Origin of the sequence: Vibrio profundi (assembly GCF_005281835.1) — a bacterium.
Lineage (GTDB): Bacteria > Pseudomonadota > Gammaproteobacteria > Enterobacterales > Vibrionaceae > Vibrio > Vibrio profundi.
The window spans coordinates 145,494-159,720 of sequence record NZ_RZIS01000002.1 but is presented as its reverse complement, the minus strand read 5'-3'; the positions used below and the strand labels follow the sequence as shown (position 1 = coordinate 159,720).

General features: G+C 45.6%; 13 protein-coding genes. 4 read left to right on the top strand and 9 right to left on the bottom strand.

All coding sequences use genetic code 11. The annotated features are described in order from the left end of the window. Nucleotides 1-41: 41 nt before the first annotated feature. Nucleotides 42-1,181 (bottom strand): PucR family transcriptional regulator, encoded by a 1,140-nt coding sequence (locus tag ELZ11_RS05585; RefSeq protein ID WP_137356398.1) that lies wholly within the window; start codon nucleotides 1,179-1,181, stop codon nucleotides 42-44. Nucleotides 1,182-1,385: 204 nt separating this feature from the next. Beyond that, nucleotides 1,386-2,186 (bottom strand): glucosamine-6-phosphate deaminase, encoded by an 801-nt coding sequence (nagB, locus tag ELZ11_RS05580; protein WP_137356397.1) that lies wholly within the window; start codon nucleotides 2,184-2,186, stop codon nucleotides 1,386-1,388. A gap of 273 nt (nucleotides 2,187-2,459) precedes the next feature. Here nagB and ELZ11_RS05575 point away from each other — a divergent pair, with 273 nt between their 5' ends. Next, nucleotides 2,460-2,711 carry a DUF3081 family protein gene (locus ELZ11_RS05575; RefSeq protein WP_137356396.1) on the top strand — a complete coding sequence of 84 codons (252 nt, stop codon included), beginning with the start codon at nucleotides 2,460-2,462 and terminating at the stop codon, nucleotides 2,709-2,711. Between the two features lie 64 nt (nucleotides 2,712-2,775). Here the strand turns inward: ELZ11_RS05575 and ELZ11_RS05570 are convergent, their stop codons facing one another. Further along, nucleotides 2,776-3,132, bottom strand: coding sequence for a MaoP family protein (locus tag ELZ11_RS05570; protein ID WP_137356395.1), 357 nt, complete (start codon nucleotides 3,130-3,132; stop codon nucleotides 2,776-2,778). Between the two features lie 156 nt (nucleotides 3,133-3,288). On the opposite strand from ELZ11_RS05570, the gene ELZ11_RS05565 reads away from it, so the two are divergent. Beyond that, complete coding sequence (locus tag ELZ11_RS05565; protein WP_137356394.1) at nucleotides 3,289-4,179, top strand: LysR family transcriptional regulator; 891 nt, start codon at nucleotides 3,289-3,291, stop codon at nucleotides 4,177-4,179. Nucleotides 4,180-4,253: 74 nt separating this feature from the next. Here the strand turns inward: ELZ11_RS05565 and fecE are convergent, their stop codons facing one another. The 6 genes from fecE to ELZ11_RS05535 form a co-directional block, all read right to left on the bottom strand. After that, nucleotides 4,254-5,018 carry a Fe(3+) dicitrate ABC transporter ATP-binding protein FecE gene (gene fecE, locus ELZ11_RS05560; protein ID WP_137356393.1) on the bottom strand — a complete coding sequence of 255 codons (765 nt, stop codon included), beginning with the start codon at nucleotides 5,016-5,018 and terminating at the stop codon, nucleotides 4,254-4,256. Next, nucleotides 5,018-5,989, bottom strand: a complete 972-nt coding sequence (locus tag ELZ11_RS05555; RefSeq protein ID WP_167494652.1) for an iron chelate uptake ABC transporter family permease subunit — start codon at nucleotides 5,987-5,989, stop codon at nucleotides 5,018-5,020. Before ELZ11_RS05555 ends, fecE begins: the two co-directional genes overlap by 1 nt. Beyond that, the gene (locus ELZ11_RS05550) at nucleotides 5,986-6,984 is read right to left on the bottom strand and encodes a FecCD family ABC transporter permease (RefSeq protein ID WP_137356391.1); all 999 of its coding nucleotides are present in this window, start codon (nucleotides 6,982-6,984) and stop codon (nucleotides 5,986-5,988) included. The genes ELZ11_RS05555 and ELZ11_RS05550 overlap by 4 nt, the downstream gene beginning before the upstream one ends. A gap of 103 nt (nucleotides 6,985-7,087) precedes the next feature. Next, nucleotides 7,088-7,987, bottom strand: a complete 900-nt coding sequence (locus tag ELZ11_RS05545; protein WP_137356390.1) for a Fe(3+) dicitrate ABC transporter substrate-binding protein — start codon at nucleotides 7,985-7,987, stop codon at nucleotides 7,088-7,090. Nucleotides 7,988-8,193: 206 nt separating this feature from the next. Continuing rightward, nucleotides 8,194-11,202, bottom strand: coding sequence for an efflux RND transporter permease subunit (locus tag ELZ11_RS05540; RefSeq protein WP_137356389.1), 3,009 nt, complete (start codon nucleotides 11,200-11,202; stop codon nucleotides 8,194-8,196). A 12-nt stretch (nucleotides 11,203-11,214) separates the two neighbouring features. Further along, nucleotides 11,215-12,024 (bottom strand): efflux RND transporter periplasmic adaptor subunit, encoded by an 810-nt coding sequence (locus ELZ11_RS05535; protein ID WP_137356388.1) that lies wholly within the window; start codon nucleotides 12,022-12,024, stop codon nucleotides 11,215-11,217. Nucleotides 12,025-12,245: 221 nt separating this feature from the next. Here ELZ11_RS05535 and ELZ11_RS05530 point away from each other — a divergent pair, with 221 nt between their 5' ends. Both ELZ11_RS05530 and ELZ11_RS05525 read left to right on the top strand, forming a co-directional pair. After that, nucleotides 12,246-12,929, top strand: coding sequence for a response regulator transcription factor (locus ELZ11_RS05530; protein WP_137356387.1), 684 nt, complete (start codon nucleotides 12,246-12,248; stop codon nucleotides 12,927-12,929). Continuing rightward, complete coding sequence (locus ELZ11_RS05525) at nucleotides 12,926-14,194, top strand: ATP-binding protein (protein WP_244291611.1); 1,269 nt, start codon at nucleotides 12,926-12,928, stop codon at nucleotides 14,192-14,194. Before ELZ11_RS05530 ends, ELZ11_RS05525 begins: the two co-directional genes overlap by 4 nt. The last annotated feature ends 33 nt before the right edge of the window (nucleotides 14,195-14,227 follow it).

Below are 14,227 nucleotides of genomic sequence, written 5' to 3'. Positions count from 1 at the left end.
ACTCGCGCATATTGGGTAGATAATTGTGCATATGCACAAAATTAGCGAAGTTTTGAGATCTGATACGCAATGTATAATTCTGCGAGGCCAATAAAATCTGATGTTGATAATCCAGTGATTTCGCTGATCTTGTCTAACCGATACCTAAGTGTATTTCTATGAATATACAGATGCTTAGCGCATTCATTGGCATTTCCGTTACATAAGAATAAGGCCTCCAAAGTTTTAAGCAGTTGCCCCGATTTGTCCTTAGTCTTGAGAGTAACAATCGGTTCACAAAGTTGTTCACCTTGCCAATAATCATTGAGTGGAGAAAGCAACACTGGCAGTCGCAAATCTTCGTACAGAAACTTATGTTGCTGTGGGCGGTGCTGTTTGCCTATATGAAGTACTTGTTTGGCGCTTTGGTAGGACAGGTGCACGTTCAAAGAGTCGGGGAATGGTTGCCCTAGTGCGATGTTGAATCCAGAGATATGGTGCTCGTCTAACCGTTTTAATAGCGTGTCAATACGTTGGCTTTCATGTTCACTGTCCCATTGGCTGATGGAGGTACAGGGTTTTAGTACCACGATCTCGTTCATTGAGATCACCGCCACTAAGTTGTCTCGTTCTGGGTATTCCAGTAAATCGACCACTTTTCTAATGCTTTGTAAGCTTTTCGGAGTATTTTGCTGCTTGAATTCGATAATGACCGCGACTCTAGGCTTTGAAAGGTCTATTGATAAGCGAGCAGCCCAGTCGGCTAGCTCCTCTTGAGTCAGATTATTGCCGATCCACGCGGAAATAAACTCTTCGCGATGACGCCTATCCCACTGCAGCTGTTCGACTAATGCAGCTTGGTCGATGATCATCTCAGCGGTCATTTTTACCAAGTTGGCAAAATCTCGGATTTCTTCTGGGTTTCCAGTGATCCCCACAATTCCCACGACTTGCAGGTTGCTGCGTAGAATCATGTTGATTCCGGGTTTAACCCCTTTTAACGAAGCGCAACTTTGTTCGTTGAGCTCGATAGAGTCTCCATGCTTAAGCGCTAGGATCGCGCCATCATGAATTTGGCCAAGTCGACTGGGTTCGCCGCTTCCAATAATGATTCCAGCGTGGTTCATGACGTTAATGTTGTAGCCAATAATGGCCATGGTTCTATCGACAATCTGCTGGGCAAGTTGGTGGTCTAAAATCACTGGCGAACTCCTTTTGTGTATTGGCGTTTATAGGCGGGTGCACAAATGAAGTCGAACTGGAGTGGGCTAATTTAAGAATCGAATCACACAAATAGGGCTGGGCTTGGTCAATTGCACAATAAGACGGTACAGAGAAGTGGATGTGACCGACACAAAAAAGCCACCTATAAAAGGTGGCTTTGTAATGATTAGCTAAAAGGCAACTTAGAAGCCTTTGATGTTCTCAGCTTCTAACTCAGAGAAGTACTTAACTGTTTTCACTTTAAGTTCTTGAGTTGCTGGCTCGTCACAAACGATCACTGATTTCGGGTGAAGTTGTAGAGCAGACACAGTCCATAGGTGGTTAACAGAACCTTCTACAGCAGCTTCTAGTGCTAGCGCTTTGTTGTGGCCAGTAACTAGGATCATGATTTCTTCTGAATCTAAAAGTGTACCCACACCGATAGTGAGTGCGTATTTTGGCACTTGGCTGATGTCGCCATCGAAGAAACGAGAGTTCGCGATACGAGTATCTTCAGTCAATGTCTTGATACGAGTACGTGAAGACAGAGAAGAGGCTGGCTCGTTGAATGCGATGTGACCGTCGTTGCCTACGCCACCCATGAACAGGTTGATTTTACCGTAAGACTTGATTTTGTCTTCGTAACGTTTGCACTCAACTTCGTTGCTTTCAGCGTTACCGTCAAGAAGGTTGATGTTTTCTTCTTGGATATCGATGTGGTTGAAGAAGTTTGTGTACATGAACGTACGGTATGATTCTGGGTGATCAGCTGGGATACCGATGTACTCATCCATGTTAAATGTAACTACGTGCTTGAAGCTTACTTCACCAGCTTTGTGTAGCTCGATAAGTGCTTTGTAAGTAGTTAGCGGAGTACCACCAGTTGGTAGACCAAGTACAAAAGGACGTTCTGCAGTTGGGTTGAAATCGTTAATACGTTTAACGATGTGTGCTGCTGCCCATTTGCCTACTTGCGCTGCTTGATTTAACGGGATAAGTCTCATTAATTTGCCCCTAGATATTAGAATTTATAGTGTGCTGAAACATTAATTCGCATTATAAAATAAGTTTTTGCGATCTGCTATTGTTTTAGGTCAATTTTTCGCTTTTTCTTTAACCAAATCCGTATTGTGGAGAGTAAGTCTTTGATTGTTCGATACTAGAGATTAAAAAATAATCAGCGCAAAATTGGAATGCTGTTTTTTTCATCAAAATGTTGTTTGGCGGAGATAAAAATCTATACTTAAACTAAAGTACCAAGGATGGTAGGGACAGGTATGAGTTATAAAATTGACCCAAGTGATATCATGCATGCATATGATTTGGTCATGGAGCGTGGTACACCTACTGAAAGCGGCAAAGTCTATGATGGGGTTGAAGCCCGACTCGACTGCGGCGACTATGAAGTCTACCTAAGGGGATATGGCGCGCAGGTGAAAATGCGCGGGCACCATTCCTATCATGTCGACTTTTCGGAGCAAGCGTTACGTGACGAGTTTTTGCGAAAGGTCGCTTGTATAGCGAAATGAAAGAAACGTTAATCCAAATTTTAAGGAACAAGCCCAGTAATCGTTGGTTACTGGGCTTGTTTTGTTAATCGTCTTCTAACACTAACTCGGCATCGAATTCTTCTTTAGTTGAGTCGCCACGTTTACCGCCATTTAATGTATGGAAACGTCTGCGCCCTCTCGATAACTGGACGTACTTTAGCCACACGCGCTCAAGCTTAGTTTTGGCTTTATGTGGGTGACTGAGTACTTTAATAAAGTGTTTTTCTTCCGAGTTTTCAGGCAACAGTTCTCCAGTTTCGAGACCTAGCATAGTGTCTCCAAACAAGGTTAGGATTTCTTCATCGGCGAGAGTAAAATCACCAGACTTAGCAAACCCTCGTGGGAATTTTCTAGCGTCATAAAAACGTTTTTTTCCATGGCGGAATTCGGTCTCAGACATGTTAACCTCGGTATGTGGTTAGATTAATTGTGGCGTTGTTTGTCTACGCGAAAAATATTGTTAAAAGACTAAAATGAAAAACAAAACCTTTTTGTCTTTACGATAAACCAATCCTAAATCGGCTTTTTGGCGGATTTATTACAGAGATGTATTTAGATGGATGTGAAAGTATTCAGAACCTTTCTAGAGGTTGCACGGGTTCGTCACTTTGGACGAGCAGCGGAGAACTTGTATCTAACGCAGGCGGCAGTGAGTGCTCGTATTAAGCAGCTGGAAAGCTATTTTGATACTCAGCTTTTCATTCGTGATCGCAACAACATCAAGCTGACTTCTTCTGGTGAGCGGCTGATTGGTTACGCGGAAGTCATGGTTAGCACTTTGCAGCAAGCTAAATTCGAATTGTCTTTGGAGAGCGGTAAAGCGTTGCAACTCACGTTAGGCGGAACGCCGAATATCTGGGATGCCTACCTACAAAACTGTTTAAGTGTGGTGACCGATTCCTTTGGTGGCTATGGCTTTATGGCGGAAGTCATGGGGCGCGAACAGTTAAATCGTAACTTGCTAGAGCGCACGCTAGACATGGCATTTGCCTTTGACCAAATTAAAGCAGAAGAACTGAATTGTAAGAAAGTGGCGGATTTAGTCTTGGTACTTGTGTCTACTGAGCCGAGTGGTCTTAGTGAAGCTTTCGAACAAAAATATGTCTACGTCGATTGGGGAACTCGCTTTGGTTCAGAACACGCCGAGCGTCACCCGAAAGTGCCCGCACCATATTTAAGAACATCGACTGCGCGAATCGCTTTAGACTTCATCTTAGAGAAAGGTGGCAGCGCATATTTGCCGGCTTCTTTGGTTGAGCCTTTCATTAGTGCTGGTCAGTTACATAAAGTGCAAGGGGTAGAAGATTGGTATCGCCCTATCTATTTAAGTTACCGAAAAAGCAGTACTTCAGTGGATGCCATTATGCAGGTGGAGGAGTTGGTTAAAGAGATTGACCCTTCCACGGCGTACACCTTGCAACAAGCGGCAGACGCCCCAAATGAATAAAACAACGCCTTCCATATGGAAGGCGTTTTTTGATGCTTAGGTCTGTTGGCGTTTAGCGTGATAAATACGTATATCTACAGAGCAATACACATAGGTGTGTTGGCGATTGGATCGTCTATCACTTTCGCTTCAAGGTTAAACACATCTTGTAAAAGCGATTCTGTGAATACCGACTTCGGCTCCCCTTGAGTAACCAAGGCGCCATCTTTGAGTACCACCAAATGATCGCAGTAACGACATGCTTGATTTAAATCGTGGAGAACGACAATGACGGTTTTACCTTTGTCGTTCATCGCTCGCATCAGTTTCATTAACTCGATTTGGTGTGACAAATCCAGATAAGTGGTCGGCTCATCCAGCATCACTATATCGGCGTCTTGAGCAATGATCATCGCAATCCAGACGCGCTGACGTTGCCCTCCAGATAATGACTCCACTGGCTTGTCTGCAAACTCTAAAACACCGGTTTCAGACATCGCATTCTGCACGTGTTCTTTATCCGTTTCGCTCAGTTTTCCCCAGTGTGACATGTAAGGTGAGCGGCCATACTCCACCAATTTTTGTACCGTAATGCCTTCTGGGCTAACGAGTACTTGGGGAAGCAATGAAATCCGCTGTGCGAGCAATTTGTCTTTCCATTGCTTTAACGGTTTGTTGTCTAGCAGGACATTCCCTGATTTGATCGCATTGATACGTGAAAGGGTTTTAAGCAAAGTGGATTTACCGCAGCCGTTTGGGCCAATCAGCGCGGTAATCTTTCCCTCAGGTAAAGTGAGAGAAAGATCTTCGATAATGGTGTTATCGCCATAAGCGACAGATAAGTTCTCGGTGATTAGCATTACCAGCCCTTATAGCGTTGAAGTAAGAAAATAAAATAGGGTGCGCCGATGAGTGACGTTAGAACGCCAGCAGGCAGCTCGACAGGCGGTTGTAAGCCACGAGCCAATATATCGGAGATCAGCACTAACAACGCGCCAATAATAGCGGTCGCAGGCAACAGCCATTTATGATTGTGTCCAAATAAGAGCCTCGCTAAATGCGGAGCCAATAATCCGACAAAACTGATGGTGCCGCAAATCGATACGCTGATGCTGGCCAGAACCACGGCACTGATTAACGCTAGCAGTTGCACTTTTTGTGGGTTGATGCCGAGTGACGTCGCTGATTCTTCACCCAGCCCCATCACGTCTAATCGCCATGCTAGCCAGAACGAAAACGGCACCAGTAGCGCTAAGGTCGCCCAAATAAATGGCACCTGATCCCAGTTTCTCCCCCATAAACTGCCCGTAAGCCAAACCATCGCGGTGTTAATTTCAATTGGGTTGACGATCATTAAGAAGTCGATACCGCTAGAAAGAAACGCGCTTATCGCGATACCGATTAACGCTAAACGAGCAGGTGTTGGTTGGGTAAAGTACGCCATGATGAAAATGATGGCAGCGGCACTGATACCGCCGACTATCGCAGCCACAGGCAACAAATATAATGGCGCTTGCGGGTAAAAGATCAGTAGTGAAGTAGCCGCAAGCCCGGCTCCAGCGCTGATTCCCATTAAATCTGGAGAAGCAAGTGGATTACGAATCACCCCTTGTACTAGCGCGCCCGATAAGCCTAAGCCCGCTCCGACGCCAATCGCGAGGATCAGGCGTGGTAAACGATATTGGTTGACGATGAAATCAAACTCACCACCAGTTCTGAGCGTGGTCACAACTTGGCTTATGGTGAGATCTGCCGCGCCGATGAACATGCTAATCACGGCGGTGATCAGCACAATGACACTGAGCGAAAGAATCTTTAATTGATTCATTATAATTTGCTCCTTAGTGCGATGAAGATGAAGCAAGGTGTGCCCAATAAAGCGGTAATCACCCCGACTGGTGTTTCAGCTGGGAATGCAATGGCACGTGACAAGCCGTCAGACCAAGTGATTAGACTCGCTCCTAGCAGCGCAGAAGCTGGCAACACTAAAAAGAAGTTAGTGCCGACCAATTTTTTCGCGATGTGTGGGATCAATAAGCCAACAAAGCCAATTGGTCCTGCGATGGCGACACTAGAAGAAGTCAGTAAAACAATCGCAACGCAAGAAAGTACGCGGGTGGTTTTGACGTTAAGCCCTAATCCTGTCGCGACATCATCACCTAACGCCAGCAAGTTCATGTTGCGAGCGATAAGCAAAGATAAAACGAGTCCTGAGACACTGAATGGCCATAAGGTATGCCATTGATCCCAGTCGATAGTAGAAATCGAACCTGCTAACCAGTTAATTACGCTGTATGCCATGTCATCGGCAAGGATGACTGATGCTCGGGTTAGCCCAATCAAAAGTGCGTTAACGGCAATTCCGGCCAAAACTAACTTTAGAGGGTGAGGTCGGTTTGAGAAAAAGCCCCCTAATATCATGACGAGCGCACCACTTAAGGTGCCTCCTAGTGCAGCAACCGCAATGCTTGGCATGGTACTTAGCCCGACAACACCTATGCTGCTTAGGGCCATGAAACATGCGGCTCCAGCGTTGATTCCTAATATAGATGGCGACGCTAGCGGGTTGCGAGTTAAGCCTTGCATCAAGGCGCCCGCGACAGCCAGGTTTGCCCCTATAAGTAGGCCGCTGTATACCCGAGGAGCACGTAAGGTCGCAATGATTTGCTGCTCCATACTTTGCTCATCAAAGTGAGTGAGGTAACCAAATAAATGAGATAGGGATAATTCGAAGCTTGACCACGAGATCATAGAAAACGAAAAACCGGCCAATAGAAGGCCGGTAAGTGAAATCCATGTGAAACAAAATTTTAGATTGTTGGACATGAGAATCCGATAGTTATAGGTCTATTCGTAGTTCTAAATACATGAACACTGAATTCCGGCTACGGTATCGCAGGCGAGAGACGCAGCATTCATGTGAGTTAGGCTAGTTGATTAGCAGTGATTCTAGATCTTTTGCGATACCTTCCGCTGCCATCATGCCACGATTTAGTGACCAAAGAGCTGGAGATACTTCAACGGCTTGTTCTTGCTTAGCAACAGTTAGCATTTTAAATAGCGGGTTTTTCTTCCAGTCATCAACAACAGTGTGATCTTTATAAGGACCAAGTAGCAACCAGTCTGGATTGACTTTCAATAATTGTTCAAAGCTTGTCTCTATGTAAGCTTGCTCTGTGATGTCTGGGATAGGGCTGCTTAAACCTAGCTCGTTAATCACGCCGCCAGCGTAAGACGCAGGGCCGTGCATCCACATGCCTTTATCTGTCACAACTGCAAATTGTATTGTCTCTTGGTTCGAGAATTTGTCTTTGTAAGTCGACATAATCGCTTTGTGGTCGTTGATACGAGCCTGCATTAGTTTTTCTTTATTCAATGCAGTGCCGATCTTCTGTGCTGCTTCTAAGTTCTCTTGGTAAGTTTCACCGCGGCTTTTTAGCAGTAATGTTGGCGCAATGCGCGACAAGTCTTGGTAAACGGCGCTGTGACGCTGTGCATCTGCGATGATCAGATCTGGCTTAAGTTCGGCAATCGCTTCTAGGCTTGGTTGAGAACGCATGCCAACCGATGTCCAAGGCTTGATGGTTGCTCTAACCGCTGGGATCACACGCTCGATATTTTTGTCGTCGGCGATACCAACAGGTGAAACTTGCACTGAAGCGAGCGCATCAACAAATGAAAACTCCAATACCACGACACGCTGAGGTGTGCCGTCGATGGTGAAGGTACCTTGTTCATCTTGAATGCTTCGTTCTGCAAGAGCTTGATTTGAAAGTAGCAATGACAGGCCAATCGTCATTGCGGAAAGGAATTTCTTAAGCATATCCATATCCAATTTTAATTAGTTGACAGTATGGTAATTAATGCTCAAATGACAATCAATATCATTATTGTTTATTTTTCATTAAGTGGTCAGTTGTTTTGAATAAAGGTCTCTAATGTGCTGTTTAAAACGCAAGCAAAGCAGGAAAAGCGCCCCGCCAACCGGCACTAAAAGTGAGCCGATTGGCGAGGCATGAACGCTGGGATCAGCCGTTATGAAGACTTCACTCGGCTAAAGCAGCAGTGATAGAGACAAGGGATAACAATTAACACAACAGGTAAGGAAAACAGCAATCCATAACCCAAAGTCAATGACATCGGGCCCATGTACACATCCGTGCCACCAATACCGTAAGCCAGTGGCAACAAGCCAACGACAGTCGTGATCGATGTGAGTAGAATCGGGCGTAATCGACTGGCAGCGGCAGCAATCACGGCATTGTGCGCATCGACGCCTTCACGCCTTAATTCGTTGATACGATTGATCAGAACCAGAGAGTTGTTGACGACAACGCCTGTCATTCCTAACACGCCAATGAGCGCAAATAACGATAATGGCTGGAAGTGAACAAACAGCGCCATTAGTGCTGCGACGACGGCAAATGGAATCACAGCCATGATGAGCAGAGGCTGAACTAACGAACCAAACATGATGGCGAGCACAAAGTAGATGCCAACCATTGCCGCAGGAAAGGCCACAAGGAATCCTGCCATGGTTTCGTTGGTGTTCTCGGCTTCTCCACCTATGTCTAGTCGCACGTTACTGCCTACTTTATGAGATAAAGCGTCTGTCAGTTGTTGGCTCAAAGCACTCGAACTCAGATTCTCATCGGTGATTTGCGCACTCACTAACACTTGACGATCGCCGTTGTAGTGCAGAATTTCTCGCGGCGCTTGCACTTCTTGCACTTTGGCTAAGCGGCTTAAAGGCACTTGTGCTCCATTAGGTGTCGCAATTTTGGTGGTTTTTAGTTTGTCGATGTTGCGGTAGTTTTCATCAAGCAACACACGTAAGTTCACCTCTTGATCGCCAATCCAAGTCGAAGTCACACTCTCACCATCAAACGCAATGCGTAGTGTCGTCGCCAAATCTTGTACGGTGAGTCCATAGCGTGCTAGCCATTCATATTGTGGAAGGATCTGTAGCTGCGGGTCGGTCAGAGCTTCATTATGAGTCACTTTATCCAATCCACTTTGCTGATTCATCCAGTCCATAACCAAAGCTAAGGCTTGATTGCGTTCGGCTTCATTATTACTGATGACTCGTATTTCAACGGGCTCTCCCGGTGGTGGGCCTCCAGCATCCACGGTGAATTTGACGAAATCAATGCCGCTTGCGGATTTTAGTGTGGCGTTTAGGCTGTCGGCAATTTCATTGGCATTGCGCTCGCGTTGCTCAGAATTGGTCAGTGTCATCAATCCATTACTTGCGGGGCTACCATAGGTCATCTGATAAGCGACCAATTCATTGTCAGGCAATTGTGCGATGGCTTGTTCGAGCTCTGCATGCGCCTGGCGGATTTTGTCGAGCGGAGTGCCAGGTGCGACTTCAGTGTATACCTGTACGTATTTCGCGGTTTCACTCGGGAAGATGTCCAATTTGAGTGTTGTTAATAGTGCAGTGCTTCCCAGTAACGTTACCACAGCGAGTGCTAGCACGCTTTTTCTCCATGCTAGGCATCGCTCTAGTAAGGATTGGTATTGATTTATTAACCCAGCAAAACGATCGTCATTTTGCTGCTTTTTCGATTCCTTCGCCAGCGAGTTGGCTAAGTGGGCAGGTAAGGTGAATGTGCATTCTGCAAGAGAGAACAACAGTGCTGCGATCACTGTAATAGGGATCACGATAACTGCTTTGCCCATCGTTCCTGGAATAAAGAACATTGGGATAAACACCAGCGCTGTGGTCGTTAAGCTAGCAATGATAGGGCGGATGACATTTTGTACTCCGGATGTCGCTGCCTCTAGTGCCGTTTTTCCTTTCTCTTTTTCTTGGTAAATACTCTCTGCCACGATGACTGAGTCGTCCACTATGATGCCAATCACCAGTAGTAGCGCAGCGAGTGTAATGCTGTCTAAATTCATGCCAAGGGCTGGCAGTACCGCCATCACGCCAAGTACGCAAAATGGGATGGATACGGATACCCAGAACGCCACCTGACGCTTTAAGATCATACTCAATACAATCAATACTAAGATGAGGCCAACACCGCCATTTGTCGTGACAATCGAGAATTTGTCGCTCATGTCATCGGCTAGGTTCAGTGAAATTGGGAATGAAAACTGGCCATCAAGTCGAACGTTTTCCTTCTCAAGCAAAGCTTTGATGCGATCTATGGTGGAAATGATGTCGGCATTCGCACTTTTCGCGACCGAAAATACGATGGCATTTTGCCCATCGACCACGCCTAACGCGGTAGCCTTTTCAAAGGTATCGACAACTTGCGCTACATCGCCTAAACGCACGGTTTCACCTGTTGCGAGTACCTTAACTATGGTGTTTTCGAGTTCTTGCGTTGAATGAATTTGGGTTAAGGTCACGATGCGTTGTTCGCTATTCCATGACTCCACCATGCCTCCAGAAAGAGACAAGTTGCGCGTGTTGATCGCGGAAGTCACATCGTCAAACGTCAGCTGATACCGTGACACTTTGCTTGGGTCGACTTCTATCCAAAACTCTCGCTCGGTAAAGCCTGATATAGTGACCGTGCCGACTCCCACGACGCCGCGAAGTTGCTTTTCTAGATCTCGGGCGTAGTTTTGTAGCGCGGTGTTATCCAAAGTGGTGGTAATACCAAAGGTGAGCACTTCAAACGATGAAGTACTTTTCTGTTCAACCAGCGGCGGGTTAGAAATATCTTTAGGTAGCCCCTGAACGCGATCGACCGCTTGCTGGATGTCGCGCACGGTTTTATCGATATCGTTGCTTTCGTCGAGTTCGATGTTGATATAAGACTGGCCGTCGACCGATTGCGAATCGTACTTAGTGATACCTTGTACTGATTTCAATTCCTTTTCGATTTTGTTGGTGATGTTGAGTTCAATATCTTGCGCTGACGCTCCTGGGTATTGAGTGGTCACGGATACTTCCGCAAAGGCAACATCCGGTAGTTCTTGAAGCTTCAAGATGCTCATGGCACCTGCGCCAATCAGCAATACCATGATGGTCATGATTCTAGCTAAGAAGCTACGCTGGGCAAAGTATGCGAGAAAATGGTTCATAGTGGAGCCTTGTTAATTAGCATTGCTGATAAGTGAAACGCGAGCTGGCGTAGCGCTTGAGTCGAATTCGGTGGTTGCGTGAATCGACATACCTGGTTTCAAGGTGTGCTCGGCATTGTTGATTTCAATTTCAACTGGGTAGGCGTAGCTGGTTGGACCAAGCTCGACACCGATTCGATTAATGGTGGCCGTTAACTTTTGGTTTGGTGCGGCTTCAGACCAAACTTGAATCGGCTGACCGATGCTCAAATCTTTCAAATCAAACTCACTGGCTAGCAAGCGAATGTTGAGCTGGTCGATGTTGACGATTTGATACAGCAAATCCCCTTGGTTAACCCAAGCGCCATCTTCGACATTACGAGAGACTACATAGCCATCGATATCTGATTGGATCTGAGTATTGGCTAAATCGAGTTGGGCAGTTTCAAGTTCTATTTTGGCTAGAGTTAAACTCGCTTTAGCGGCTGAATAGTTCGCTTTGGCAACATCTAGCTCATGCTGGGAGAGGCTGTTTTTCTGTCGAAGTTCTTGATAACGCTGATAAATAGAGTGTTTTATGTCTAAATCCGCGGTCACTAGTGCAACATTGGCTTGTTGTTTACTAACCGCTAATTGGAAATCTTGATTTTTTAGGGTGGCTAACGAAGCACCTTGATAAACCACATCGCCCGTTTGCCAGTTGGCTTGGCTAATCACCCCGCTGATCTCAGACACGACATTGACAGGGCTCTTTGCGGTTGTCTTGCCGATCAAATCGATAGCTAAGGCGTTAGACGCTACGATCGGTAGGCATAGGGCTGAGGCTAGTACTAATTTTTTCATGGTGGGCTCCCAATTTTGAATTGGGCTTAGTGTGAATTCTGTGATGTCGAGTTTTTGTCAAATTGAAATCGACACGAAGGAATGAAGTGGCTGGCGAGCGTTTAACCTCCCGCAATCAAACGACTAAATTATTGAATATACTTTGTGAATGAGTGACCACTTCGACATTAATTCGACAGCGTCGCCATACAATAAACCGATCCCCATTTTAAGGAACGAGCATGTTAGCTGGCAGACAAATTTTAGTTGTTGAAGACAATGAAGAGCTTCAAGGTATTCTCGCTGACTTTCTGGAAGTGAAAGGAGCGGAAGTCGACTTTGCTGACAATGGCTTACTTGGGCTGCAACTTGCTTTGGATAATGAATTTGATGCCATTATTCTTGATGTGATGATGCCAAAGAAAGATGGCATGCAAGTCGCGCGTGAGCTTCGGGAAAGCGGCTGTACCACGCCCATACTCATGCTAACCGCATTAAATGGCCAAGACGATTTAGTAACAGGCTTTGAGCATGGTGTGGATGATTTTGTTAGTAAGCCCTTTCAATTTCCTGAATTGGAAGCAAGATTGTCGGCTTTGATAAAACGTTATCGAGGCAGTGTTGCTCAAGCGGCTTTGGCGTTTGGTGGGTTAAGTATTGATCAAAAAACGCATCGAGTGGCTAGAGATGGGCATACTCTAGAAGTTACGCCTGCGATGTATCAGATTCTACTGATGTTAGTGAAAGCACAAGGAGAGGTAGTGTCTCGTGATGCGCTTATTCATCAACTTTGGGGCGATGATTTGCCAGATAAAGATGTGCTGCGCAGTCACATCTATTTATTAAGGAACGTGTTAGACAAGCCTTTCTCATTTCCCATGTTAGTCACTGTACCTAAATTTGGTTTTAAACTGGTGGCGGCGTGAACCTTATTCAACGAATCAAGCAGCAACGCGCGGGGAACTCTATCGAACAGGTGAAAAATCGCCTGCTAAAAACCTATGCGATCATCGCTCTTGCTTCATCGTTTCTTGTGTTTTTGTCTTTCTCTATTTATTTGGTACTCAATGAAGATGCGCAGATTCAGCGGCATCTAAAGTCATTTGAAAATGTGGCTATTCAATATTATCAGTTGGATAAAAGCGGTGCCGCTCAGCTTAGTCCTTACGTATCGGCTTTCTATAGTGAAGAAGCGTTAACGGACAAATTAAAGGCACAGCTGCCTTATGAGAAGGGCGTGGTCACTCGTTTTCGCTCCTTTGAGCAAAAAGGCTTCATGGTGTATCACATTCAATTTAAAGATGAATTGGGCGAAGAGCGTCCGCTGTATTTGAGCGTTGATGCCAGAGCGATGGAATTTGGTGATGACAGCTGGGACGCATTAATGCTGATTTCAATGGGATTGATGCTGTTTCTGATTGGCTTCTTACGTTATGCACTTAAGCGAGTGTTTGATGGGTTAATGTCGCCAATTTCAGAATTGAGTCAGCAGTTGAAGTCGGAAGAAGATAGTGAATTTTCGGTCAATGAGCGTTCAATCGACGAGGTGCAGCAACTTACGCGTCATTTGAATCGTTATAAGCACATGAAAGAGCGAGTATCAAAGCAGGAGTTGATGTTTGCTAAATACGCCAGCCATGAGCTGAAAACGCCGATTTCAATTGTGCTGGGCGCTGCAAATTTACAGGGAATGAAAGACGATCCAAGCTTTCAAAATCGTCAACGCGAACGGATTTTAACGGCTGCGACGAATATGCAAAATACCGTTGAAGTCTTGTTGAGTATCGTGAAGCAAGAGAACGTCAGTGATAGCAGTCAGCCATGGACAATCACAGAATCTGACTTACAGTTAGACGATTACCGCAAAAAAGTTGCAGAGGGTGTGGTGATAACCAGCCGCATTGAAACGGACTGCGCGATTAACTTTCCTCAGCCTGTCATTCGCATGATTGTCAAAAATCTAGTGGAGAATGCGATTCGCTTTACTCAGGTCGGTGAGATTCAAGTTGTCATACAAGCTGACCAAATACAGGTGATTGATTCTGGAGTTGGGTTAACGGATTCGGCAGAAACAGAGCATGGATTGGGTTTATTGATCGTTAAGCGTTTATGCCAATCTTACGGGTGGAAGTTTGAGCTCAAGAATCGTGAATCTGGAATGGGTTGTGTGGCAGAATTACGTAAGCAATAACTAAAAAAGCAGCCGTTGAGCTGCTTTTTTATT

What these genes read in the sequence shown, in the direction of transcription:
- ELZ11_RS05535 (WP_137356388.1), bottom strand. Translation starts at nt 12,024, where the DNA reads ATGAAAAAATTAGTACTAGCCTCAGCCCTATGCCTACCGATCGTAGCG.
- nagB (WP_137356397.1), bottom strand. Translation starts at nt 2,186, where the DNA reads ATGAGACTTATCCCGTTAAATCAAGCAGCGCAAGTAGGCAAATGGGCA.
- ELZ11_RS05540 (WP_137356389.1), bottom strand. Translation starts at nt 11,202, where the DNA reads ATGAACCATTTTCTCGCATACTTTGCCCAGCGTAGCTTCTTAGCTAGA.
- ELZ11_RS05570 (WP_137356395.1), bottom strand. Translation starts at nt 3,132, where the DNA reads ATGTCTGAGACCGAATTCCGCCATGGAAAAAAACGTTTTTATGACGCT.
- fecE (WP_137356393.1), bottom strand. Translation starts at nt 5,018, where the DNA reads ATGCTAATCACCGAGAACTTATCTGTCGCTTATGGCGATAACACCATT.
- ELZ11_RS05575 (WP_137356396.1), top strand. Translation starts at nt 2,460, where the DNA reads ATGAGTTATAAAATTGACCCAAGTGATATCATGCATGCATATGATTTG.
- ELZ11_RS05530 (WP_137356387.1), top strand. Translation starts at nt 12,246, where the DNA reads ATGTTAGCTGGCAGACAAATTTTAGTTGTTGAAGACAATGAAGAGCTT.
- ELZ11_RS05545 (WP_137356390.1), bottom strand. Translation starts at nt 7,987, where the DNA reads ATGGATATGCTTAAGAAATTCCTTTCCGCAATGACGATTGGCCTGTCA.
- ELZ11_RS05550 (WP_137356391.1), bottom strand. Translation starts at nt 6,984, where the DNA reads ATGTCCAACAATCTAAAATTTTGTTTCACATGGATTTCACTTACCGGC.
- ELZ11_RS05565 (WP_137356394.1), top strand. Translation starts at nt 3,289, where the DNA reads ATGGATGTGAAAGTATTCAGAACCTTTCTAGAGGTTGCACGGGTTCGT.